The 25,363-nt window shown below is 38.6% G+C and carries 17 protein-coding genes and 1 pseudogene; all 18 read right to left on the reverse strand.

Features of this window, described 5'->3' with window-relative positions; translation table 11 throughout:
* The 18 genes and pseudogenes from H3Z85_08915 to H3Z85_09000 all read right to left on the reverse strand — a co-directional run bounded on the left by H3Z85_08915 (position 1) and on the right by H3Z85_09000 (position 25,341).
* Positions 1–1,002, reverse strand: a complete 1,002-nt coding sequence (locus tag H3Z85_08915; protein QPQ53424.1) for a cation transporter — start codon at positions 1,000–1,002, stop codon at positions 1–3.
* A gap of 56 nt (positions 1,003–1,058) precedes the next feature.
* Positions 1,059–2,051, reverse strand: a complete 993-nt coding sequence (locus H3Z85_08920; protein QPQ53425.1) for an aspartate-semialdehyde dehydrogenase — start codon at positions 2,049–2,051, stop codon at positions 1,059–1,061.
* Positions 2,052–2,117: 66 nt separating this feature from the next.
* The gene (locus H3Z85_08925) at positions 2,118–2,549 is read right to left on the reverse strand and encodes a hypothetical protein (GenBank protein QPQ53426.1); all 432 of its coding nucleotides are present in this window, start codon (positions 2,547–2,549) and stop codon (positions 2,118–2,120) included.
* 83 nt (positions 2,550–2,632) lie between these two features.
* Positions 2,633–5,309: pseudogene (locus H3Z85_08930) on the reverse strand (TonB-dependent receptor).
* A gap of 208 nt (positions 5,310–5,517) precedes the next feature.
* Positions 5,518–6,378, reverse strand: coding sequence for a carboxylating nicotinate-nucleotide diphosphorylase (gene nadC / locus H3Z85_08935; protein QPQ53427.1), 861 nt, complete (start codon positions 6,376–6,378; stop codon positions 5,518–5,520).
* A 12-nt stretch (positions 6,379–6,390) separates the two neighbouring features.
* Positions 6,391–7,962, reverse strand: a complete 1,572-nt coding sequence (gene nadB, locus H3Z85_08940) for an L-aspartate oxidase (protein QPQ53428.1) — start codon at positions 7,960–7,962, stop codon at positions 6,391–6,393.
* A gap of 30 nt (positions 7,963–7,992) precedes the next feature.
* Positions 7,993–8,619 carry an NAD(P)H-dependent oxidoreductase gene (locus H3Z85_08945; GenBank protein ID QPQ53429.1) on the reverse strand — a complete coding sequence of 209 codons (627 nt, stop codon included), beginning with the start codon at positions 8,617–8,619 and terminating at the stop codon, positions 7,993–7,995.
* A 120-nt stretch (positions 8,620–8,739) separates the two neighbouring features.
* Positions 8,740–11,004 carry a T9SS type B sorting domain-containing protein gene (locus H3Z85_08950; protein QPQ53430.1) on the reverse strand — a complete coding sequence of 755 codons (2,265 nt, stop codon included), beginning with the start codon at positions 11,002–11,004 and terminating at the stop codon, positions 8,740–8,742.
* A 133-nt stretch (positions 11,005–11,137) separates the two neighbouring features.
* A complete protein-coding gene (locus H3Z85_08955; GenBank protein QPQ53431.1) occupies positions 11,138–13,399 on the reverse strand; it encodes a gliding motility-associated C-terminal domain-containing protein in 2,262 nt (753 codons plus the stop codon).
* A 164-nt stretch (positions 13,400–13,563) separates the two neighbouring features.
* Positions 13,564–14,040: a ribonuclease HI gene (rnhA, locus tag H3Z85_08960; protein ID QPQ53432.1), complete on the reverse strand. Its 477-nt coding sequence runs from the start codon at positions 14,038–14,040 to the stop codon at positions 13,564–13,566.
* 53 nt (positions 14,041–14,093) lie between these two features.
* Positions 14,094–15,680 carry a replicative DNA helicase gene (dnaB, locus tag H3Z85_08965; protein ID QPQ53433.1) on the reverse strand — a complete coding sequence of 529 codons (1,587 nt, stop codon included), beginning with the start codon at positions 15,678–15,680 and terminating at the stop codon, positions 14,094–14,096.
* A gap of 155 nt (positions 15,681–15,835) precedes the next feature.
* The gene (locus H3Z85_08970) at positions 15,836–17,992 is read right to left on the reverse strand and encodes a T9SS C-terminal target domain-containing protein (GenBank protein ID QPQ53434.1); all 2,157 of its coding nucleotides are present in this window, start codon (positions 17,990–17,992) and stop codon (positions 15,836–15,838) included.
* Positions 17,993–18,089: 97 nt separating this feature from the next.
* Positions 18,090–20,186, reverse strand: a complete 2,097-nt coding sequence (locus H3Z85_08975; GenBank protein QPQ53435.1) for a T9SS C-terminal target domain-containing protein — start codon at positions 20,184–20,186, stop codon at positions 18,090–18,092.
* A 40-nt stretch (positions 20,187–20,226) separates the two neighbouring features.
* Positions 20,227–20,829 carry a hypothetical protein gene (locus H3Z85_08980; protein ID QPQ53436.1) on the reverse strand — a complete coding sequence of 201 codons (603 nt, stop codon included), beginning with the start codon at positions 20,827–20,829 and terminating at the stop codon, positions 20,227–20,229.
* 706 nt (positions 20,830–21,535) lie between these two features.
* Positions 21,536–22,771 carry an MFS transporter gene (locus H3Z85_08985; protein QPQ53437.1) on the reverse strand — a complete coding sequence of 412 codons (1,236 nt, stop codon included), beginning with the start codon at positions 22,769–22,771 and terminating at the stop codon, positions 21,536–21,538.
* A gap of 92 nt (positions 22,772–22,863) precedes the next feature.
* Positions 22,864–23,226, reverse strand: a complete 363-nt coding sequence (locus H3Z85_08990) for a hypothetical protein (protein QPQ53438.1) — start codon at positions 23,224–23,226, stop codon at positions 22,864–22,866.
* Positions 23,227–23,297: 71 nt separating this feature from the next.
* Positions 23,298–24,797: a GH3 auxin-responsive promoter family protein gene (locus H3Z85_08995; GenBank protein ID QPQ53439.1), complete on the reverse strand. Its 1,500-nt coding sequence runs from the start codon at positions 24,795–24,797 to the stop codon at positions 23,298–23,300.
* A gap of 256 nt (positions 24,798–25,053) precedes the next feature.
* Positions 25,054–25,341 (reverse strand): hypothetical protein, encoded by a 288-nt coding sequence (locus H3Z85_09000; GenBank protein ID QPQ53440.1) that lies wholly within the window; start codon positions 25,339–25,341, stop codon positions 25,054–25,056.
* Positions 25,342–25,363 lie beyond the last annotated feature (22 nt).

The following is a 25,363-nucleotide window of genomic DNA, read 5'->3' on the forward strand; positions in this document are numbered from 1 at the left end:
TTATTCTGCGCAGTGTTTTTCTACACTTGTTACATTCTCGGCTGTCCATTCTACACGTTTGATAAAATCCCTTTCGCGGACAGGGCATTCCTTGATCTGGCAAACGGTACATGAAACGGGTTTGCAGTCATCCATATGAAAATTGAATTCTATTGTACGTTTTATATTTTTGGCGAGAAGAAGTATGACCTTTTCCATTTCATTATGGGCATCCCTAAGGCTGTAGTACCATGGTAAGGTGATATGGGCATCAATATGAAGTGAAGACCCGAATTGCTGGATTTTCATATTGTGTACGTCGATCCATTCGGTTCTTCTGTTTTCTTCAAGAATCCTGATCACCTGATGTAAGATTTCAGGATCCTGCTCATCCATAATGCCACTTAGAGATTTCCGGACGATTTTGTATCCTACAAATATGATATAAAGCCCAAATACTAAGGCTACAACAGAATCCAGCCAATAAATCTTGGTAAAATACACTATAATTAAACTGCCCACCACACCAAGGGTGGTAATGGTATCCGACTGAAGGTGTTTTCCGGATGAAATAAGAACTAATGAGTTTTCCCGTTCTCCTTTTTTAATGGAAATATATCCCAGAAGATAATTGATAACAGCGGTGGCGGTGATGATCCAGATCCCAAGATCAATTTTGCTTAACGTTTTTCCGACAATCAGACTGTGAATACCCTCATAAATGATCATAAGACCTGCAATAGCGATCAGGGCTCCTTCAATACCGGAGGTAACAAATTCAACTTTTCCGTGGCCATAAGGGTGGTCCTCGTCCTTAGGTTTTGCTGCCAGATGAAGAGAGTAAAGTCCCATAAAAGCACTGATGACGTTTACGATACTTTCCATCGCATCTGAGAATACGGCATCAGAGTTCGTCAGTTTCCAGGCAATAATCTTTCCGACAAAAAGGATCACTCCAAATATGGCAATAAGCTTTTGGAATCCTATTTTATCTTTGTGGGTATTCTTTGAAGTATTTTTCATATTCTGTTTGATAAAAAAAAGAATCTCAATTTTGAGACTCTTTTTATTTTGTTAGTTTATACTAAGTTGTTTGCTACAAGGTATTCTGCGATTTGTACAGCGTTCGTTGCTGCTCCTTTCCTCAGATTATCTGCTACAATCCAGAGATTAAGCGTCTTGGGCTGTGACAGATCCCGTCTTATCCTTCCTACGAAAACTTCGTCTTTTCCTTCCGAATATAAAGGCATTGGATAATGATTATTTTTCACGTCATCCATTACAACTACTCCGGGAGTTTCGGATAAGATTTTTCTTACTTCATCCAACTCAAATTCATTTTCAAATTCGATATTTACACTTTCAGAGTGACCACCCTGAACAGGTACTCTTACTGCTGTTGCCGTTAAATTGAATGTATCATCACCTAAAATTTTCTTAGGTTCTTTCATCAACTTGATTTCTTCTTTTGTGTAATCATCATCAGCAAATACATCACAGTGTGGCAATGCATTTTTGAATATCTGATATGGATATACTTTTGCAGTAGCATCGTCTCCGCTGATTTCACCATTTAACTGGTCTACGGCAGCTTTACCCGTTCCTGTTACAGATTGATAGGTAGATACGATTACTCTTTTTAAATCATATTTTTTGTTCAGAGGTCCTAAAACCATTACCAGCTGAATGGTAGAACAATTCGGATTTGCAATGATCTTATCTTCTTTCGTTAACACATCAGCATTAATCTCGGGAACCACAAGTTTTTTATCAGGATCCATTCTCCATGCGGAAGAATTATCGATTACCGTTACTCCGGCTTCTGCAAATAAAGGAGCATATTCAAGAGAAGTAGAACCTCCGGCAGAAAAGATAGCAATATCCGGTTTGGCAGCTATAGCGTCCTTCATGCTTACAATCGTAAATTCCTTCTGTTTATACTTCACCTTTTTACCTACAGATCTTTCGGATGCTACCGGGATTAATTCTGTTACAGGGAAGTTTCTCTCCTCCAAAACTTTAAGCATGACTTGTCCAACCATTCCTGTTGAACCTACTACAGCTACTTTCATTGATTTAATTAAAAATTTAAGATTAAACTATTTATAAATTATAACGCATATAATTTCTTTATCTTTTTAAGCCCCAAAGACTCTTGTCCAAGGAAACGCGAATGCAAATAAACCTACTGCGATCAATCCCATAATAACCACTCCTAAAGAGATGGTATCATTAGATTTTACTTTTTTGTTGACAATAGTCATCAATACTGCTGCAATAAGCATAGAGAATGGATGTTCAACATATTGGAATCTTAATGCCGCGTTTTTCATTACTTCGCCCATATTCAGACCTTTGGTAAAATTGGTGATCAACATAATGATTCCAATTAAAAACTGAACGTGGAAGAAAATCATTGTGAAAAGGGTGGTCTTCTTTAAAAACTTATTCACTTTTCCACTGAAACCGAACATGGTTGCTAAAAGCGCGATGATAAATAAAGCTACTAAAAGAAGTTCAAGATACCCGAATCCTTTGTGGGCATTAAGCAAAATGTTGTAAAAATCCATAATCCTATTTTTTTGTAGACAAAGATAACAAAATCCCGGCTCAAAGCCGGGATTGATATTGAGAAAATCTAATATTGTGATAATTAGAAGTTGAATGATAAGGTTGCAGCCCAAGTTCTTCCGAATCCGAATAGTACACGGTTGTCGGTTGCAACACCTTTGTACATATATCCTAACTCTTCGTAAGTTTTCTTAGCTGTATTGTTTGAACCGTCAGCAAGTTTAGAAGGAGCATCAGATCCGAACACGTTTGTTGACGCATCAGAAATATAGAATGTATCAAACAAGTTGTAAACGTTTGCCCCGATAGTGAAATACTGTGAAGCATCTTTTAACTTGATCTTATATGAAATACCTAGGTCAAAAAGATTGAAGTCTGGTAATTTTAGTACTCCTTTATCCTGTGCTGCCTGGTTAGAGAAAGTAGCAATATCAATAGATGAGTATACTTTTCCTACATATCTCCATGTTCCAAAAATGCTTAAATCTTTTACCGGTTTAATTGTAGCTCCTAATGAAGCAGTCATTTGAGGAATACTGTTGTTGCTTGTTCCTCCTACTTTTACTTTGTCTAAGTATAGAGTTGAAGCAGAGGAAGATGATGCTCCGGATAATGAAAGAGGGTTATTATTGTCATCAAATGCAGATCCACTAGCATTTCCTTTGTAATAATAATCTCCCCAAGAGAACATACCCTGGAATTCTAAGAAACTTGTTGGTTTGTAAACTGCATCAAATTCAACACCCTGGTGAACTTCAGTAATACCACTGATTTCTGCATAACCGGTAGTTGTTGTATTATCAGCCAGTGTAAATGTCTGGTTTGTTCTTCTTAGCCATCTATCTCTCCATTCAGTTCTGTACAAGTTAACATTTGCGCTAAACTTTTGAGATCTGAAACCATATCCTACTTCAGCGGAGAAGATTTTTTCATTGGTTAAGCTAGGGTTTACCACCTGGAAATTACTTGGATACACAGAGTTCATGAATGGCTGCTTGCTGTAATATCCGATATTAGCAAATACATTGTGGTGCTCATCAATGTTATAGTTGGCTCCCCCTTTAATATTGTATCCGAAAAGATTTTTGAAACCGGTTTTTGTATTAACAACTTGACCTTGCTGTTTAGTTACTCCGTCTTTCACGAAGTTATCGATTCTTTGATATCCTTGGTTGGATACTGATCCCTGGAGGAACGCAGATAGCTTATCTTTAGTATATTCAACCTGACCGAATGCGCTATACCAGATAACTTCACCGTCATTACTATATCCGATTTGCTCGTTCAGAGGAGCTTGTTTTTCCACCGAACGGGTTCCAAGCCAGCTTCTGATAATCATATGTTCTTGTAACATTGTAAGGTGCTACATTGTTATTAAGGATTTCCTGATAACTTTTTGCTCCATAAAGATCAGAAACTACCTGATAGTGGTAACCATAATAATATCTGTCATCTGTACCGATTGAGAAGTTCCAGTTGTCATTAAGTTTGTGCTGGAAGTTGGCCAAGATACCATACCAGTTGTGAGAGTTGATGCTTGATCTTCTGATGATACCATCTCTTACCTGATATTGTTTTCCGTTAGCCGGGTTAGTTACCATATAAGGAGTACCAGCCATTAAACCGTTGTTTAATGCGAAGATTTTATCATAATCAAAAGTTCCGTCTGTTCTTCTGTATGAGTTGATGTTGTTGGTAGTTGGAGTTCCATTGCTATTGAATTTTCCATTCCAGAAGCTTCCAAGGTCTCCTGTTCCACCACCTCTACCATTAGACATATATAGAACAGTACTTAATTTAGACTTTTCATTCATTGTCCAGTCCCAGTTGAACATTATTACTGGTTTTGAGTAATAATTAGCTCTGTTGGCAAGTGAAACTGATCGTCCTTCTGCATTGGTATAATATCCCCAGTCGGAGTTATATGTTCTGTCAGGAGTATTATCACGATCCGGATTATACGTAATATAGTCTTTAATAAACGGAGAGTAAGTTCTTTGGTTATGCCATTGTGGAGATCCTGTTATAGTAAACTGGAAATTATGTTTTTTATTTGGCTCCCAACCTAAAGCGAAGTAGTAAGCATATGATTCATAATCTGTGTTTTGAATATATGTACTTCCTGCCTGTCTGCTCAATAAGAATGAGCTAGACCAACCTTGGGCAGATTTACCGGTATTGTAGGCAAAAGATGTTTTTAAATAGTCATTGTTACCAACTCCTAATCTGATCACACCTCCTTGTTTCATATCTGCTGATCTTGTTAGGAAGTTCATTGTACCTCCTACGGAAGCAATAGCAAGCTTAGAAGATCCAAGTCCTCTTTGCACCTGCATAGTACTTGTTACATCGGACAGACCTGTCCAGTTTGACATGTATACGGTACCACCTTCCATGTCATTTACAGGCATACCATTTACCATTACGGCAATGTTTCTTGATTCGAATCCTCTGATTACAATTTGTGAGTCTCCGAAACCACCACCTCCTTTAGTTGCATATACGGAAGGTGTAGTGTTCAAAATTTCAACAAGCTCCTGATTTCCTTGTCTTTCAAGAATTTGTGCAGCTTTGATTGTAGAAACTGCTACCGGTGTCTTTCTATCTTTTGCGATATCGGTTACACCTTTTAGAATTACCTCTTCAATCTCTTTAGACTGTCCTGCTTTTACAGTGTCCTGAGTTTGTTGAGCATAATAAACACTAGCTGTAGATAAAGTAATAACCGCAGTTAGTATTGATTTGTTGATTAATTTCATAATCGTTAGTAATAATTAGATTTAATTTTCTGCAAAATTCGCAAAATTAAATTTAACTATTATTAACTCAATGTTAATTTTTAATCAATCTTAATAATATTAAGTAATTGATTCTCAATATTATAAATAAAAGTTGAATTTTTGTATGAAAAAAGTCATGTTGTTGAATTTTTAACAAAGGCGGGGTGTTTTTGTTAAAAATTCAAAACTATTTCACTGCTTTGAGACTCAGATCTATATTTTCTGCCGAGTGTGTAAGGGCGCCTACAGAGATGTATGTAACACCTGTAGAAGCAATCTCTTTCAACATGTCACGGGTAATTCCGCCTGAGGCTTCAGACTCACAAGAACCATTGATCATTTGTACAGCTTCTCTCATTGTTTTCACATCCATATTATCAAGCATGATTCTGTCAACTTTTGCTTTGATGGCTTCCTTTACCTCCTCAAGGTTTCTGGTTTCAACCTCTATTTTTAACTTTTTCTTATTCTTTTTAACATAGTCCTTGGCCATAGCGACAGCATTGGTGATGCTTCCGTTGTAATCAATGTGGTTGTCTTTAAGCATAATCATATCGTAAAGACCATACCTGTGATTTGTTCCACCACCTATGGCAACAGCCCATTTTTCGCATATTCTGAAGTTAGGAGTTGTTTTTCTGGTATCCAGTAATTTGGTTTTTGTTCCTACCAATCTCGAATCCCATTCATGCGTAAGGGTGGCAATACCACTCATTCTTTGCATGCAGTTCAGAAGTAGCCTCTCTGTAGAAAGGATGGATCTGGCACTTCCGGTTACGGTTAGTACAATATCTCCTACTTTTGCTGCATCACCATCTTTAAGAAAAGTTTCAACTTTTAAATCTTTGTCAAAAGTTTTGAAAATAATTTCTGCCAATTCAACACCGGCCAGAATACAATCCTGCTTTACCAAAAGCTTTGCACTTTGTACAAGATCCTTTGGAATCGTAGAAAGGGTAGAGTGGTCTCCATCCTGGATGTCTTCTTCCAAAGCACTATTTATAAAAGTCTTTAATGCCTTATCTGTTACGTAGCTTGGTCTTTTCATTATGGTATGCTTTTAAACTAAATCTTTATTGTAAAATGCTCCTTTATTTTCTTTCATTTCCATCGATTGGGTGATGATAAGATGGGCAACGGTCGTTAGGTTTCTTAATTCTGATAATTGAGGCGATAAGATAGAGTAGTGGTAAATTTCATCCACGGCTGCGGCAATTTCCTGATGTTTTTGCAGGGCCATACTCAGACGTCTGTTGCTTCTGACAATACCCACCAGATCACTCATCATTTCCTGAAGCTGTTTTCTGAGATAGCTGACAATAACCATTTCATCCATGATTTTCATGCCTTCCTCATTCCACTCCGGAACTGCCTTCAGATCATCGAAATTAAAATTATTTTCTTTTAATAAATCAACGGTTTTCATGGCAGCATTATGCCCGAATACCAATCCTTCAAGCAGAGAATTGGAAGCAAGCCTGTTGGCTCCATGTAATCCGGAATTGGTACATTCTCCCACAGCAAAAAGGTTTCTGATAGAAGATTGCCCGTCCCGGTCTACTTCGATACCACCCATAAGATAATGACAGGCAGGAACTACAGGGATGAGTTGCGTGAAAGGATCAATGCCTTCATCTTTGCATTTTTTGTAAATATTGGGGAAATGCTCCAGGAATTTTTCCCGATTCATCTCACGGCAATCAAGACCGACATACTCATCTCCCGAAATTTTCATTTCATTGTCAATGGCTCTTGCTACGATATCCCGGGAAGCTAATTCTTCACGCTCATCATATTTCTGCATGAATTTTTCGCCTCTTTTTGTCCTTAATTTAGCACCGTCACCTCTTACGGCTTCGGAAATAAGAAACAACATCCCGTCAATCTTATTGTATAAAGCAGTAGGATGGAACTGATAGTACTGCATATTGGAAACCTTTCCTTTGGCACGGGCTACGAAGGCAATTCCGTCTCCTGTTGCAATTGTAGGATTAGTTGTGTTTTTATACACATGGCCAGCCCCTCCTGTAGCGGCTAATGTAATCTTGGAAGTTATTTTTTTGATTGTTTTAGACTTCTCGTCCAGAATATAAGCACCATAGCAATGGATGTCTCCTTCGTTAAGTTCTTTTCCCGGAACATGGTGCTGAGTAATGATATCAATGACGTAATGATGATCCAGGATTTCGATATTCGGGCTGTTATTGGCTGTTTCCAGTAAAGCTCTTTCGATTTCGAAACCTGTAATATCTTTATGATGTACAATTCTGTTCTCGGTGTGTCCGCCTTCTCTTCCCAGGGCAAATTTGCCGTTTTTCATATCAAACTGAGCACCCCATTCTACAATTTCATTGAATCTTGCAGGTGCTTCTTTCACGACCATTTCCACAACATCGCGTTTATTTTCGCCATCACCGGCACGCATGGTATCTTCAATATGTTTCTCAAAATTATCTTTTTGAAAGTCTGTTACGACGGCCAGCCCACCCTGTGCATATTTGGTGTTGCTTTCATCTTCATCAGATTTTGTCACAATGATGATTTTGGCATCAGGGAACTGTTCAGAAACTTTAATGGCATAGGAAAGTCCGGAAATTCCGGAACCGATTACTAATACATCCGCTTTTATCATATGCTTGCTTTAGGTACAACCGTTTAAATATTAAATAAATTTAAACAATTTTTCGTTTGGTTTTCTCACTTTTTTCATGTACTGGAAGTAATCTTCTTCGGAGCGGTAGCCCAAAGCGAGGGTAACGGTTACTTTTTCCGTTTCAGGATTGATATTCAGAATCTCTTCGATCAGGTCTTGTCGGAAGCCTTCCATCGGACAGGAGTCTATATTTTCAATAGCGGCAGCATACATGAGATTGGCCAGTACAATATAAGACTGTTTTTCTGCCCAGTTAAAGATTTCATCCTGTGTTTTTTGACTGATATGTTGCCTGATGCTATTTTTAAAAGGATCAAGTTGTTCTAAAGGTGTTTCTCTGACTTCAGAAATGTGATTGAAATATCCACGGATATAATGTTCTTCAATTGTTTTTTTGGATATAATAACAACGAGATGAGAACAGGTGGAAATCTGAGATGGATTATAAAAAGCAGGAATTAATTTCTGTTTCATTTCCTCACTCTCCACAACAATGATTTTATAAGGTTGAAGTCCCAGCGAACTTGCAGACAGTTTTCCTGACTCAAGAATATTGTGTAATGTCTCCTGAGGAATGATTTGATGATTAAATTTTTTTACAGAATATCTTCTGCTTAAAGCCTCCAAATAATTCATAAGGCAAATTTAAGGATTGAATATGAATAAAAAGTCTTTAAAACAAAATATATCCTATTAATCATACAAAAATCACCCCGACTGGCGGAGTGATTTCTTTATAATAGATGAAATTGGTGATTATTCTCTGTTTTTTACAAGGATCCAACCTGAGAATTTAACAGGAGTGTTGGAGGTATTGTTTTTATTATTTTCATCCCATGAAATAGAGTACCAGTAGCTTCCCGTCGGAACTCTTCTTCCGTTGGCAGTTCCGTTCCATGTGTATTTATTGGATTTATCAGCTCTGAAAAGTTGTACACCATACCTGTCATAAATGTTAATTTCCAGGTTTCGTTTACGGGCCAGTGCAGAGTAGTCAATGATATCATTGATTCCGTCATCATTCGGTGTGATTACATTGATCAGGTTAGGAACCGTGATGATAACTTCCACAGGAACACAATTATAGCTGTCTTTTACGTATATTTTAGCTTCGCCCCGGGGAACATTAGGAAATACATTAGAGTCCTGCCAGCTAACGTTGTCCATAGAGTATCGGTAAGGTGGCTTTCCTCCGTTAACAAATACCGTCACATTGTTTCCTGAAATATCAATGCTGGATATTACCGGATTTTCAGCGGCAAAAACCTTTACGGTCTGTAGAGCAGTACATTCCCCTGTTTTCAGTTTTACCCAATAGGTTCCGACTCCCACGTTAGTAATAGTCTGGGTTGTAGCTCCCGTGCTCCATTCATAACTTTTGAATCCGGCACCGGCGTCTAAGGTTGTCTTACTTTCAATACAGATCGTTTTGTCTTGCAGAACTCTGGAAAACACCGGTGGTACCACTGTAAGAGTCACTTTCGCAATAGAGTAACATCCATTTGCGCCGAATACTTTTATGTATGCCACTCCGTTAGGCGCAATATACGCTCCCGGATTAGGGATGGGGTTCGTTCCGTTAAGAGCATCGGTTAAAGAAGGATAGTATTCTTTTGTAAGTCCTCCCTGAGAAACTACAGCAGACGAAATATTGAAAAGTGCCATTGATGGCGTGGCTTCAATAAAGCAGGATTTTAATTCAGTGTCATTCACTACTACGACAGGATAGATGTTCAGAGTTATTTTAGCCGTGCTTATGCAGCCTTGTGCAGTTGTTACCCTTACATATACTGTGCCTGCGCCTGCTGCATAAGCGGTAGGGTTGGTGATTTGATTAGTTCCGGCATTCATGTCAAATAAAGTAGGGTAGAACTCTTTGGTTGTACCGGTTAAAGTCGTTACAGCAGCAGTGGTGAGGTCAAAAGTTGCTGTTCCTGCATTGTTATTATTACATCCGCTGAGGCTGGCATCGGTAGCGGCAAAAGGGGTCGGGTTGAGCTGTATGACCCCGTCTCCGTTGTCGCAAAGCGTTGAAGTAGGATCTTTTATGACAACTTTGATGGTTGTATTGCCTGAATATTGGAAACTAGCGGGATTGGCAATAGGAGTTGCATTTCCTAAAATATAATAGGTGAAAATATAGTTACCGGGGTTATTCACAAACTGCGAATTGTAAGAAGTAAGGTCCACAACACCATTTCCGGTAGCAGGATTAGTACAAACAAATGGAGTGACGGTGTTATTTAAAATAGGAACTTTATCTACAAATACCTTTGCATTCTTGATAGAGTGTCTTGCGCTTGCTCCGCCGGTTGCAGCAGAGAAACCGAAATACCCCTGCGTCATCCCTGCCGCACCGCCTGACGGGGCAAAAGACTGGTCAACAATAAGTACACCATCAATTTTTATTTTAATAATCCAGCTCGTCGGATTGGAAAGATCGGTTTCACCATTTACCTCGACGTGCTTATAGGTATCTCCTACGAATGGCTGTGTGGCAATAAGGTCAGGAGAGTGGAAGGTACTTCCCGGTGTATTGTTGAATTCAATATTATTCCCGGCGGTATTATTGGTACCATATAAAAGATGTACTTTGCTCATCTGACCTTCGGTAGTATTGTTGAAAATGTCAAAACCCACCATTAGTCCCGAAGCATTAGCCGGTATTCCCAGGCCTCCTCCCGATACGAATCCTGTAGGAGGATTGGCCAGATACCAGAAGGTAAACCCGTCACCTCTCCCAAATTGAGTAGTTCCGTTGCCGTCAATTCTAAAATCAAATTCTACTTTCCATTTGTCACAGTAGCTTAACGTAATAGGATCGGCCAGCGTTATCGCTCCAAACCTACTGGTCTGATCGGTTGTAAGTCTAATAAAATCAGTGCTTACGACAGCATCAGATACCAGGTTCCATCCTGTGGTATTTACCGGATTTCCGCTGAGCTGATAGGTTTGTGAAGCTAATTTTAAAGGAGTTCCTAATAGAATGATTAATAAATAAATAAGTATATTTTTTCTCATAACAGTTGGAGGGTTAGTTATCTTATTGATGTAATACATATTGTTTAGAATGTGAGTGAGATGCGGAGATTTTTTTTCATTATAATTTCATATAATAGGCTGTCTTCTTATAAAAAACAGCCTATATCATATTCTATTCTCTATTTTTGACCAATACCCAACCGGAATATTTTGTTTCGGTATTGTTTTTATTATTTTCGTTCCATGAAATGGTATACCAGTAAGTGCCCGTAGGAACCCTTTTACCGGATGCCATCCCATTCCATGTGAAATTCCTCATTTTATCTGCTTCGTACATCTTGTTGCCATATCGGTCATATACCGTAAACACTAAATTTTTCTTATATCCTAATGCAGAATAGTCAATGAAATCATTAATGTTGTCCCCATTGGGAGTAATGGCATTCACAAGATTAGGAACCGTGATTTGGACTTCCACGGGTGAGCAATTGTATAAATCTTTCACATAGACTTTTACTTCCCCTCTTGCCAGACCGGTAAAAATATTGGATGTCTGCCAAGTAGCTCCGTCTAAAGAATATTGATACGGTGGTGTTCCTCCGGCTACATAGACCGTAATTGTATTGTGGTTAATATCAATGCTTGCAATAACAGGATTGGGTGCCGCCATTACTTTTACAATCTGAGTGGTAATACAGTTTCCGGTTTTAAGCTTTACCCAATACTCTCCAACCCCAACGTCTTTGATAGACTGCGTGGTTTCCCCGGTGCTCCACTCATATCCGTTAAATCCAGGGCCGGCATCAAGATTCGTCTTTTCACCGATACAAAGAGTTTTATCCTTTAAAATTCCGGATTTTACGGGAGGAAGAACTATAAGGTTGATTTTAGCAATAGCAAAACATCCGTTGCTGTCGGTTACTTTAGCATATACTGTTGTGCTTGCTGATATGTATTGAAGGAAACTTACAATTTCATTAGTGCCGCTTAGAGCGTTGGCTACTGAAGTGTAGTATTTTTTTGTAAACCCGCTGGTTAAAGAAGTTACGTCTGCAGAGTTTAAATCAAATACAGCGTTGGTGATATTATTTTCAATAAAACATGCTCTCAGGGTTGCTTCTTTTACGGGAGTTTCAGCGTAAAATGCGAGGGTTATTTTAGCATTACCAGTACAGCCCTGTGGGGTGGTTACTTTTACATAAACAACGCCAGGGACTGATAAATAACTGTCAGGATTTAATATTTCGTTGGTGTCTGCATTCAGGTCATTTAAGGTCTTGTAATATTTTTTAACAGAACCCGGAACGCCAGTGACGGCAGCCGTATTCAGATTGAAAGTGGCGGTGCCGATTTTATTATTATTACAGGCAAGAATTGTTTTGTCCTCCGCTTTAAAAGGAGCAATGCTCAACTGAATTTTTCCATCAGGATTATCACAGAGTATTCCCGCATTATCCTTTATTACGACTGTGACGGTAGTATTTGTGTTAAATTGGTAATTAGTGGGATTCGCAATGGGAGTAGAACTTCCTAAAGGATAATAAGTGAATGTATAATTAGAAGGATTGCTGACAAACTGGGAATTATATGAGGTCAGGTTTACGCTTCCATAACCGGTTGTAGGATTGGGGCAAAAAGACTGAGATATAGAATTTAACAGGATAGGGACTTTGTCCGTATATATTTTTACATTTTTGATTGAATGTCTCGATCTGGCGCCTCCTGTAGATGCTGAGAAGCCAAAATATCCTACCGTCATTGCAGCTGCTGTACCTGCAGGTGCAAAAGACTGATTGCAGATTACATTACCGTCTATAGTTATTTTTACAATCCAGTTGGCAGGAGCGGCAGGGTCTACCTGAGCGGTTACTTCAACATGTTTATAGGTGGTTCCCTGGAAAGGTTGGGTAGTATTGAGGTCAGGTGAGTGGAAAGAACTTCCGGGAACATTGAAGAATTCTACATTATTACTGTCTGTTGTGTTGGCCACCTGCCCATACGCAACATGCACTTTGCTCATTGTAGCTGTCGTTGTGTTATTGTAAGTATCAAATCCGACAATAAATCCGACGGCATTTTGGGAAACTCCAAGGCCGGACCCTAGTACACTTGCAATAGGTGGGTTGGCAAGATACCAGAATGCAATACCGTCTCCGTTGGAGTTTTGGTTGGAATCCATTCTGAAGTCAAATTCGACCCTCCATTTGTCACAATATTTTAAATTGATGGGATCATTGAGTCTGATGGAACCTGATTGATTGTTCGTATCAGGGGTGAGTTGGATGAAATCAGTATTTACTGTAGCAGTAGGAACTACAGTCCATCCTGTGGTGTTTACAGGGTTCCCGGCCAGCTGGTATGTTTGTGCCCGTGAATAATTCCCCGAAATACATAGTATAATAATGAAAAAACAAAACGGTAGTATTTTATTCATTTATTTGGGATTTAGATTAATAAGTAAAGATATTAAATCCTGATAAATAAATGTATATTTAATGTTAATTTTACTAAAAAAATATAATATTAATCAAAAAATATTATTTCTTATGATAAAATAATTAAAGTTATAACCGTAAATGTAGAATTGTATTAATTATGTTAAAAAAGAGAATTACTATCTAATCCTTCAAAATACGCATCGATTTCTAAATCGGCAGAGTTGGCGGCAGCTACTGCAAGTTGATCACAAAGCTCGTTTTCGAAATGACCTGCGTGACCTTTTATCCAATGCATCGTGGGTGTGTGTTTGTTGTAAAGCTCAATGAATTTTTTCCAGAGATCCGGATTTTTTACATTTTTCCAGCCTCTCTTGATCCATCCCTGGATCCAGTTTTGATTAACGGCATCAGCTACATATTTACTGTCTGTATAAACATGGATCTGATTTTCTGTAGATTTTAATTTTTCCAATGCGGAAATAACAGCAAGAAGCTCCATCCTGTTGTTGGTTGTTTTTCTGAAGCCTTTGGAAAACGTTTTCTGATAGTTTTTTTCAGGAACGCGCATAAGGATTCCGTAACCGCCTTTTCCGGGGTTTCCGCTGCAGGCTCCGTCGGTGTAGATTTCGATTTTCAAATCTATTATAAAAATGAATTATTTAATTTTAGCTTAAATCCTGTCAATACGGATTAAAACGGAAAGTCATCATCATCGTCAAAGTCATTCATTGATGACCCTGAAAGTTTTGAGCTGTCCGGAAGGTCAAATGCAGCACCCGGCTGAATGGTTGTTTTAATTTTATCAAAACCACTTGGTTCACCAAAGTTGGAAGGATAGCCACCTCCGGCACTCCCATCAAGAGCGGCTTCAATATCTCCAAACTTTGCAAAATGCTTCAAGAATGACAATCTCACATCTGCAGTAGCACCATTCCTGTGCTTGGCAATAATAAGCTCAGCCTGGTTTTCTGTAGAAGTTTCCTGGCCTTCCTCATCATTATCCCAAACTGTGATTTTGTAATATTCAGGTCTGAAAATAAAAGATACGATATCGGCATCCTGCTCAATTGCTCCGGATTCCCTAAGGTCCGAAAGCTGAGGTCTTTTGCCGGGACGTGTTTCCACACTACGGGAAAGCTGGGAAAGTGCAATAACCGGTACATTCAGTTCTTTCGCAATAGCTTTTAATGAACGTGAAATCATTGAAATTTCCTGTTCACGGTTTCCAACTCCTTTTCCGCTGCTCCCTGCGGTCATCAGCTGAAGATAATCGACCATGATCAGTCTTACTCCATGTTGCATAACGAGTCGTCGACACTTTGCACGGAAGTCGAATATAGAGAGAGAGGGAGTTTCATCAATGTACAAAGGAGCATTTTCCAGTTCAGAAACGTTAGAAAACAATCGCTGCCATTCTTCATCATCAAGAGTACCCTTTCTAAGTTTCTCCGACGAGATTCTTGTTTCAGAAGCAATCATCCTGGTGATAAGCTGTACAGATGCCATCTCGAGAGAGAAAAGGGCCATTGGGATTTTGTGACCTACGGCAATATTTCTTGCCATCGAAAGAAGGAAAGCGGTTTTTCCCATTGCGGGACGGGCTGCGATAATGATGAGGTCAGAATTCTGCCAGCCACCGGTTTCTTTATCCACATCCCTGAAACCTGATGGAACTCCTGAAAGTCCTTGCTTGTCCTTTAAAGACTTGATTGTATCGATAGCCTGTTTTACCAATGAATTGGCTGTATCGAATCCCTTCTTAATCGTTCCGTTGGTGATTTCAAAAAATGACTGTTCAGCCTTATCCAGAAGTTCGAAAACATCTGTAGATTCTTTGTAAGAGGAATCGATCACATTGGCTGAAACATTAATGAGACTTCTTAAAATATATTTTTCAAGAATAACACGAACGTGATATTCTATATGGGCAGATGAACTTACTCCCATGGTCAGGTCGATGATGTAATGATCGCCTCCTGCCTGGCTTAGCTTGTCATTTTTCTTTAAATCCTGGATCACCGTCATTAAATCTACCGGATGATTCCCTTCATAAAGCTTTAGAATGGTAGAAAAGATGCATTGGTGTCTGGGGTCATAAAATACTTCCGGGGTAAGGAGGTCAATAGAATGGTCGAGACCTTTTTTGTCAATCAAAAAAGTTCCTATAACAAGCCTTTCAAAATCCACTGCATTGGGAGGCATTTTTCCATCCGCAATAGACAATTCTTTTGCAAAGTTTCCGTGTGTCAGGGATGATAATGTTTCTTTCTGCGCCATGATGCAAAGATAGTTTATTTAAAAAAATAATAAAAAATAGTATTCAACAAATTATTAGCAGTCTTTCTGAAAATGCTGTCAGCAGGCGATTGCTTTTGTTGATAAAAAAATCACCCCGGGTCGGGGTGATTTTTTTATCATATTAAGATATACAATTATTCTTTATTTTTTACCAATATCCATCCTGAATATTTTGTCTCGGTGTTATTTTTATCATTTTCGTTCCAGGAGATTGTATACCAGTAGGTTCCTGTTACTATTTTTTTGCCGGATGCGGTTCCGTCCCATGTGAAGTTTCTTGTTTTGTTGGCTTCATACAGTTTGTTTCCATATCTGTCATAAACTGTGAATATCAGATTTTTCTTATAGGCTAATGCAGAATAATCTATATAATCATTAATGTTATCTCCGTTGGGTGTAATCGCATTGATCAGGTTTGGAACGGTAACGGTTATCTGGATCGGATTACAGTTGTATGTATCTTTTACATAGACTGTGTTTTCACCTCTCGGAAGCCCTGTGAATGAGTTGGAATCCTGCCATGTAACACCGTCCACAGAGTATTTGTAAGGTGGCACTCCTCCCGTAGCAGTCACGGTAATGTTGTTATTGGTGATGTCTATTGAAGTAATCACCGGCTGCAGGCTTGCGCGTACATGTACTTCCTGTACGGTGAAACATTTTCCGGTCTGAAGTTTTACCCAATATGCACCTATTCCCACATTGCTGATAGACTGAGTCGTTGCTCCCGTACTCCATTCGTAGCTTACGAATCCAGGTCCCGCATCCAGTGTTGTTCTGTTTTCGGCACAGATAATTTTATCTTTTAAAACACTTGATTTTACCGGTGGCAGAACCTTTAAAGTGATTTTGGAGATCGAGTAGCAATGTTTATCATTTTCAACCCTTACATATACTATTGTATTTTCAGAAACATAAGCTGAAGGATTTAAAATAGGGTTAGTCTGGTTTTTAGCATCTCCCAATGTCTTGTAATATTTGATGACCGTATTGGCAGGAACCGGGTTTGGAAGTCCGATTGAAGCCTTTGTAAGATCAAATGTTGAACGGGTGATATCGTTTTCAATATAACAGTTTTCAATGACAGCGTCTGTTAAATCAACGGTCGGGAAAAACAGTAATCTGATTGTTGTAGTAGCCTTACATCCGAAATTAGAAGTTACTTTCACATACACTGTTGCTTCAGGCGAAACGTAGTTGGTAGGATTGGTAATCTCATTGGTCTCTGCGTTCATGTCAGCCTGGGTAGGGTAGTATTTAATAATAGCTCCCGGACCGCCAAATACATTAGCCGTTGTCAAGTCAAACTGAGCTTTACCTTCTCCGTTATTATTACATGAATATAAAGTAGCGGTATTCGCCGTGATGCTCGCATCAACAAATTTGAATTTTCCGGTAATAAAACATCCGTTAATCGGATTATTAGGATTGGCAGGATCGTGATATACGACTCTGTAATAATATGTGGTAGTTCCGTTTACCGTTTCAATTCCAAGAGGGTTGCTTCCCGTTAGTACATCATTGGTATTGCTGTGGTAGCTTACACTGAAGTTGGCGCTGTTTCCATTGATGATAGCTCCGGTAAGTGTGGAGAAATTAAATTGTGTAGGGAGCCCGCAAACCATAACCTGACTTGGGTCTGTAGGATTTGCTGCTGGTACTCCTGGTGTAATAAACGGATATGGAGCAAGAACCGGATCGTTAAATGCGGAACTTAAACTTGCAGTACCGGACCAGATCATAGAGAAACCTTTAGCTGTACTACGATAGTTGTCAATAATCAGATAGTAGGTTTCACCTGCTGTTACATTCATATAAGGGCTCCACTTGGTACCGTTGTTCATGTCAGCAGTATTGTTGGGAGGAAAGGTTGGGAATACAGCAGGCGGTGCCATATTGATGTCCAGTCCTGTATCTCCGGAAGCACCTGAGAAGTTACATCTGATGGGTTGCTTGAAAATATTTTGTGCAGGATCCTGCATCAGGCCTGTACAGCCGTTGGTGGTAGGTCCGTAAACGGCAAAATCATAATCATCCGACTGTTGATTAGGTTTGATGGTGAAGGCAAGGGTTCCTGATGTTGCTGCCGTAAATGTATACCATACGGATAAATTTTCATTGGAATTCAGACATCCTCCGTTTTGCTTAAGGATTTCTATAACATCACCATGGCCGGCCGGGTTGTATGAAATATCAGAATTACCACAAATGGGAATAGCTGAAATACAGTCTGACTGTGAATAGACTGCCTGAGTTATTAATAAAATTAAAAAGAGTAGTATTTTTTTCATTGTTAAAATGATTTTTTGTGAAACAAAATTTACGAATAACTTTTATTATTTTTTAAAGAGTAAAAGCCGCCATGAGCGGCTTTACATTATGATATCCTTATTCTCTGTTTTTTACAAGTACCCAGCCCGAAAACTTAAAGGCCGTATTTTTCTTGTCGTTTTCATTCCAGGTCAGGGAATACCAATAGGTTCCTGTCGGTATTTTTTTACCGGCAATTGTTCCATCCCATTTATAGCCGTTTGATTTATCGGCCTGATGAATTTTAGCACCGTATCTGTCAAAAACAGTCAATACAAGATTTTGCTTATCTGCAATTGCTGAGTAATCTATGGTGTCATTTACGCCATCTCCATTCGGAGTGATCACGTTGATCAGGTTCGGAACAAGTACAGTGATTACAATCGGATCACAATCATACGCATCTTTTACATAAAGCTTATAGCTTCCTCTTGCAATATTCGAGAATACATTGGAGGTTTGCCAGGTTATATTGTCCATTGAATACTGATATTCCGGTGTTCCTCCGATTACATTTACCGTTAAAGTATTGTTTGAAATATCAACATTGCTGATGACCGGTTGTTCGGAAGGATATACTTTGACTGTTTGGGTAGTGGTGCATTCTCCGGTTTTCAGTTTTACCCAATACGTTCCTACTCCTACGTTATTGATCACCTGCGTGGTGGCTCCCGTACTCCATTCGTAACTTTTAAATCCAGGGCCTGCATCCAGGGTGGTTTTATCTTCTATACAAATAATCTTATCTTTCAGAACTTCGGATCTTACAGGAGGAGTTACTTTTAAAGTGATTTTTGCAACCGAATAACATCCTCTGCTATCAAAAACCCTTACATATACAACTCCGTTGGGAGCGATGTAGTTGGTGAAATTGAGGATTTCATTGGTTGAATCTATGGCATCCAGCAATGATGGGAAGAACTTTTTGCTTAGAGTACCTGATGCGTCCGTTACCTGTGCATTGTTCAGATTGAACAAACCGGTTGACGGATTATTTTCCAGAAAGCAGGTAGTCAGTTCAGCATCACGTACCGTCACCAATGGATAGAATTTTAAAGTAATTTCCGCCGTAGCAAAACAACCAAACTCGTTTGTTGCTTTTACGAACGCTGATCCCTCAGCCGAATAATATTGGTAAGGATTTGTGATCTCGTTAGTCCCGTTATTAAGGTCATACATAGATGGATAGTACTTTAATACATGAGTCGGATCTGCTCCTACCGTAGCTGTTGAAAGATCATATAAAGCGGTCCCTGAATTATTATTGCTACATGAAGTAAGTGTTGCAGGATTCAGAGTAAAGGATTTATCCAGAAATTTTATTTGTCCGAATTCTCTACATTGATTTAAGAAACTCGAAGGACTATTAGGATCTACATAGCTGATCGCATAATAATATGTAGTCGCTACATTGATATTGGTAGGTGTAGTGATGGCATTGGCATCATTTGAAGAATCAGCACTGCTGGCATAATATTTTACGATGAAATTAGGGTTTGCATTTAAAATTTGTGCTGAAAGTGTTGAAAAGTCATAATTTACGATACTTCCGCAGACAGGAATTTCCCCATTTTGGGTAGGGCCAGGTCGTAAAAACGGATTGGGCTGGTAAATATGAGATGAGTTGTGATCGAATGGTGTCAGAAGCTTAGCTGTTCCCCCGAATGTTAAAGTAAATGGTGAAACTTCATCTGAGTAGTTATTAAGCAGCAAATGGTAAACTTGTCCAGGAAGCACATCTAAATACTTTACAAAGCCGTCGCCTGAGCTGTCTTCTGAAAGGTCTACCGAAGTCATATCCAGACCGGTCGGGCTTATAGCTCCCCAGTTAGGTGAAGCATACGAACATCTCAACGGGGCTGCAGTTAAATTGGCACAGTCATGATTAGGTCCGTATAGTGCGAAATCATAGTCGATATCTATGGCGGTAGGGCCCGTAGGGGTAACAACAAATGTCAAGGTTCCGGCAGTTTCGATACTGAAAGTCAGCCAGATTGAATTACTCTCTCCCCTTGTTCCTAAGCAACCAACCTCTCCTTCGTGAATAGTTCCCCAGCCATTCGGTTTGAGAGAAATATCAGCATCACTACATACAGGAATTGCGGTCATACAATCCTGTTGTGCACAAAGCATCTGAGTGATTATGGTTAGAAAAATCAGTAGAAATTTTTTCATTTTTTTTAACAGTTTTAATTTTTATCCTCAGGTTATTTAATTATTGAAGGAGTGATTTTCCCCATGTTGGAGAAGCGGCTTCTGAAGGATTTTGGCTTTCAAGTGTTTGTAATGCCTTTTTAGCCAACAAATCTGCTTCTGTTTTATCGCCCGATTTTTCTTTTAGTTTTGCTTTCAAAATGTTTACCCTTGGATTGTCAGGGGAGGTTTTTTCAACTTTTGCAATGATTTTTGCAATGACATCTCCGTCCTTCTGTACATCCTGAGACTTGCTCAGCTGCATTTTCTGGAAGTAAATTAAACCTATTAAGGTGGTGATTTCAGGATTTTCGCGCTGTGATGTTGATGCTGATATAGCCAGTTTTCTGGCAAGAGAATTAGATTCATCCAGGTTTTGTCCCGATGTTTTCTTTAGCTGCATTTCATTTTTAAGATATAAAGTAACTGCTGCATAGTAGTTGGCCTGCCATTTTTCAGTAGTCTTTACATTTGAAAATTTATTGAAAAGGGTATCAAACTCGGTAGTTGTTTTCGCGTTGTTCAGCTGTAAAACAGCCTGTGATAAAGTCTTGTCTGTAAAAGTCTGAGCCTTTATCCAAAAACATGTTATAAGTGAGAATAGAATTAGTAAAGTTTTATTCATAAGGGGATATTTTATATAGCAAATATAAAAAATTATTAACGTTAAATTAAAGATTTTGAGATATATTTAAAGAAACCAGGGGGTTGTTATGCAATAATGTATTTGATGATTTTTATTTTTGATTACTTTCTTATAAACGCTGATTTTGAAGATTTGTTATATCTCACGCCATATTTATTATAGACTTTTCTGAAGTTTTTATTGGCAAAAAACTCAGAGCAGAAAAAATTCTTCTCCAAGCATAAAATGGAACTAAACAAACGATTACACTAAAAATGAATGATTCATTCTTTGTTTTTTAATAAAATCCAAGGCGAGTATTTAAAAGGTGTATTGATCTTACTACTTTTCCAGGTGAGGGCCTACCAGTAGCAGCTTTTTTTGCCGGATTGGATACCATCCCGTCTGTAATCTGTGGATTTGTCACTTTGATAAATCTTAAGCCGTACCTGTTGTAGATATTTACTACTCAGTTTTGCTTGTCTTACAGGGCTGAATAATCTATAAAATCATTGATGCTGTCATTGTTGTGGCGACTGTAATTATTATTGTTGTAGCTCGTGAAAGTCGCAGATATCAGAGTGAAATTGCCATCGCGGAATGTTTTTGTATTATTGAATGAAAAAATATTCAATAAGTTAAAAAATTAAAATTTAATAGAGCGCGCGTACCAATTGACTTTAAATATTGAAATGTTAAACCGTAATTAGTATTGCATTTTTCTGAGCTTAGGATTGGTGCTTCCTACAAGTAAAGCAATTAAAACGGTCATCGTTCCGCCAAAAACTACAGATCGTACAACCCCAAGCAGCTTGGCCATAAGCCCGCTCTCAAACTGCCCCATCTCATTGCTGGACATGATGAATATTGAATTCACACTCAGCACCCGACCACGGATGTGATCCGGTGTTTTCAATTGCACGATAGTTCCTCTGATTACCACCGAAATACCATCAAGCATTCCGCTCATCACCAGAAACATAAAGCTCAGCCAATACAATTTAGAAAGTCCGAATCCGATAATGCACAGTCCAAAACCGGTAACAACTATAAGAAGTATTTTTCCCTGGTTTTTACGCAAAGGAACAATAGACAGCAAAGTAATAATACACATAGAGCCAATGTCAGAGGCTGCATTCAGAAGACCAAATCCTTCGGCACCTGCGTTGAGTATATCTGTGGCAAATACAGGGATCATTGCAACGGCACCTCCGAAAAGTACAGCAAACATATCGAGACACAATGCACCCAAAATTTCCTTGGTTTTAAAAATATAGGTTATTCCCTCACGCATGCTGTCTACAACATTTACCATTTCTTTTTTATATTCTGAATACTGTTTTTTAAGCTGCCAGAAAAATAGAGAAGCAATAAATATCAGAGATAGAATAACGACCAGGGTCCATTTTACTCCGAAATATCCTATTAAAAGACCTCCAATAGCATGTCCGCACACTGACGATATAAGGAATGTAGCCTGATTAAGAGTCACCGCATTGGGTAAATTTTCCTTTTTTACAATTTTAGGAATCATCGAGGGAACAATAGGTCCTATAAAAGCCCTGGCAATCCCTGTGAAAAATATAACACCATAAATAAAATACGTAATCTGATGTCCTGTAAAGTGCATTTCCACATCCAGGAATGCCGGAATGAGGAGGAGTCCGATCAGAAAAATATAAGCATAATTACAGATGAGCAACAATCGCTTTTTTTCATTCATATCTATCACATGACCGGCATACAACGCACAACTCACTGCAGGAATTACCTCTGAAAGCCCGATAAGCCCAATTGAAAAAGGATCTTTTGTTAATTGATACACCCACCATCCCAATAATGTGGCAAGCATTCTGAAAGCTAAAACAATAAAAAATCTTCCGGTAAGAAGATTCCTGAACTCAACATTTTGTAAGGTCTGTAACGGGGTAAAGGAAATCATGAACAAAAATAGCCCTAAAATTTTATTTAGGGCTATTCATATGACAACTTTTGAAAGATATATTAAATATTGTTCAAAAGATAAAATCTATTTTAGTCTGCTCTTGAAGCACTGATGATAATGGCTGCAACACCCGCTGCCCCAATAATGGTGGCACCTGTAGCTATTCTTGCTTTTCTGCTGTCTTTTACCGCCGCAACATTAGCTTTAGGAATGATGACTTCCGTACTGTCTTTTTTACCCGCTGTACCTACAAGATTGTCACCTACCATATTCCTGAAAAGAATTTTTTGTTTAGGAGAGCCATCTCTCATGGTAACCTTATAGATTTTTCCTGCTTCCAGGTTAGAATAATTATTCTTTGAAATATCCTCGCTGTATTTTGTAGTTGCACACGATGAGATGACAAATAAAGAAGTTAATAAAGATGATTTTAACAGTACAGATGCTTTCATTACTTTTGTTTAGTTTTTCAAATTTATAATTTTTTTCGAATATACGTTTTTTGGAATTGAAAAATATCGCTCTAAATTTTAAAAATTTCTAATAAATCTGCAATTTTTCTGTCATTCGCCAATCTGGGTGTTTTATTTTGCCCTCCCAGCTTTCCCTGAGACTTAGCGTACTCATGGAAGGCGTTCTTTTGGAGCGTTGTAATGTGTAGCTTTTGAAGAATATTTCCCGAAATCAGATCGTCATAATAGGTATTCCGGGCTCTCAGCTGCAGGTCAAGTTCATTCCTGAATACTTCTAAATCCTCAGGCATCTTTTCAAATTCAATCAGCCATTCATGATAAGGAAGCCCTTCCTTCGGGTTTACCTGTGGAGCAAGGTGGAATTCTGCGATCTGAGCCGGATATTTTTCAAGACTAGCTTTTATAGCTTCCTCTACTTCAAAAGCAATAACGTGCTCTCCGAAAGCAGATGTGAAATGTTTGGTCCGGCCACTTACCAAAACCCTGTACGGATCTTTGCTGATAAATCGAACTACATCTCCTATAGAATACGCCCATAAACCTGAATTGGTCGTAAGGATTAAAGCGTAATCCTTATTCAGTTCAATATCTTTTAAAGTAAGTCTTCGGGCACCAGGCTTACCATATTCGTCCAACGGAATAAATTCATAAAAAATACCGTGATTGGTAAGCAGTAGCAATCCTTCTTTTGTATAATCATCCTGAAATGCGAAAAAGCCTTCAGAAGCAGGAAAGGTCTGAATGATATCTACCTGTCCTCCCAAAAGATCTTCCATTTTATCACGATAAGGCTCATAATTTACACCTCCGGTCACAATAAGCTGAAGATGGGGAAACAATTGTTTGATCTTTTTTCCATGTCTTTCCGTCAATTTTTCAAAATACATGATCAGCCATGGTGGAATCCCTGAAATAAGAGTCATGTCCTCGTTCTCTGTTTCCTCGATAATCTTGTCTACCTTATGTTCCCAGTCTTCCATAATATTCGTCTCCCAGCTTGGCAGCCGGTTTTTTTGGAGGTAATTAGGAATATGATGGGCCACAATTCCGGAAAGCCTGCCGGTTTTTATGCCAAAAACTTCTTCCAGTTCCGGACTCCCCTGTAGAAAAATCATTTTTCCGTTCACAAAATCAGCATTATTTTTCTTACTGATATAATGGAAAAGAGCACTTTGCGCCCCGGCGATCTGAAAAGGCATGGCCTCTTTAGAAATGGGAATATATTTTGAGCCGGATGTAGTTCCCGAAGTCTTTGCAAAATATTCGGGGGTATCTGTCCAGAGAATATGAGACTGTCCTTTTTTTATTCTCTCAATATAAGGTTTAAGATCTTCATAATCCGAAACGGGTACCCGCTGCTGAAATTCTTCTACAGAATGTATATTCTCAAAATCATGTTCTCGCCCAAAAAGTGTTTTTTGAGCCGTATTCACAAGAGAAAATAATAATTCCTCCTGATCTTTTTCAGCATTTTTCTTGAATTTCTCGGCATTCTGAACATGCTTTTTTGCCCAGATACGCGCTGCATTTTTCTTGAAGAAGTTTAACATGCTTCAAATTTATAAATAAGTAAAGAATATGAAATCATTTTTATGAGGCTTGACATAAAAAAACAATGAAAATCTGCACGACATTGTTTTATCACATTGAGAAAGCTACAATACGAAGGATTTCAGAACCTCTTATTGGATAAACTTTCTTTCGCTATAAAATTCATTAAATATTACCAATGAAAAAACCGATGAATGAGTTCACCGGTTTATCGAAATTTGATTATGAAAATAACAACTATATGTTAAGTTATGCTTATTTGTTGGCCTTATACCTTTTATCAGGAGTACCGTCTTTTTTTAAATGTTTGTTTGCTTTATATCTCTTGTCCGGCGTACCGTCTTTTTTCATTTTTGCAGCGGGTGGTGTAGTTGGTGCCTGCTTTACCGTTTTTACGTCTGCCGGTTTTGCAGTTTTCATCTCAGCCGGTTTGGTTGATTTTACGGTTTGAGGAGCTTTGGCACTGGTAGTGGGAGCAGTCTGCTGGGCAGTTGCAAGGCCTAATCCTAAGATTAATGACATTGCAGATAATAATTTTTTCATAGAAAATACTGTTTGTTTTTGT

The organism is Chryseobacterium indologenes, from assembly GCA_016025055.1.
Taxonomy (GTDB): Bacteria; Bacteroidota; Bacteroidia; order Flavobacteriales; family Weeksellaceae; genus Chryseobacterium; species Chryseobacterium indologenes.

What these genes read in the sequence shown, in the direction of transcription:
- H3Z85_08915 (QPQ53424.1), bottom strand. Translation starts at nt 1,002, where the DNA reads ATGAAAAATACTTCAAAGAATACCCACAAAGATAAAATAGGATTCCAA.
- H3Z85_08920 (QPQ53425.1), bottom strand. Translation starts at nt 2,051, where the DNA reads ATGAAAGTAGCTGTAGTAGGTTCAACAGGAATGGTTGGACAAGTCATG.
- H3Z85_08925 (QPQ53426.1), bottom strand. Translation starts at nt 2,549, where the DNA reads ATGGATTTTTACAACATTTTGCTTAATGCCCACAAAGGATTCGGGTAT.
- nadC (QPQ53427.1), bottom strand. Translation starts at nt 6,378, where the DNA reads ATGAAAAGACCAAGCTACGTAACAGATAAGGCATTAAAGACTTTTATA.
- nadB (QPQ53428.1), bottom strand. Translation starts at nt 7,962, where the DNA reads ATGATAAAAGCGGATGTATTAGTAATCGGTTCCGGAATTTCCGGACTT.
- H3Z85_08945 (QPQ53429.1), bottom strand. Translation starts at nt 8,619, where the DNA reads ATGAATTATTTGGAGGCTTTAAGCAGAAGATATTCTGTAAAAAAATTT.
- H3Z85_08950 (QPQ53430.1), bottom strand. Translation starts at nt 11,004, where the DNA reads ATGAGAAAAAATATACTTATTTATTTATTAATCATTCTATTAGGAACT.
- H3Z85_08955 (QPQ53431.1), bottom strand. Translation starts at nt 13,399, where the DNA reads ATGAATAAAATACTACCGTTTTGTTTTTTCATTATTATACTATGTATT.
- dnaB (QPQ53433.1), bottom strand. Translation starts at nt 15,680, where the DNA reads ATGGCGCAGAAAGAAACATTATCATCCCTGACACACGGAAACTTTGCA.
- H3Z85_08970 (QPQ53434.1), bottom strand. Translation starts at nt 17,992, where the DNA reads ATGAAAAAAATACTACTCTTTTTAATTTTATTAATAACTCAGGCAGTC.
- H3Z85_08975 (QPQ53435.1), bottom strand. Translation starts at nt 20,186, where the DNA reads ATGAAAAAATTTCTACTGATTTTTCTAACCATAATCACTCAGATGCTT.
- H3Z85_08980 (QPQ53436.1), bottom strand. Translation starts at nt 20,829, where the DNA reads ATGAATAAAACTTTACTAATTCTATTCTCACTTATAACATGTTTTTGG.
- H3Z85_08985 (QPQ53437.1), bottom strand. Translation starts at nt 22,771, where the DNA reads ATGATTTCCTTTACCCCGTTACAGACCTTACAAAATGTTGAGTTCAGG.
- H3Z85_08990 (QPQ53438.1), bottom strand. Translation starts at nt 23,226, where the DNA reads ATGAAAGCATCTGTACTGTTAAAATCATCTTTATTAACTTCTTTATTT.
- H3Z85_08995 (QPQ53439.1), bottom strand. Translation starts at nt 24,797, where the DNA reads ATGTTAAACTTCTTCAAGAAAAATGCAGCGCGTATCTGGGCAAAAAAG.
- H3Z85_09000 (QPQ53440.1), bottom strand. Translation starts at nt 25,341, where the DNA reads ATGAAAAAATTATTATCTGCAATGTCATTAATCTTAGGATTAGGCCTT.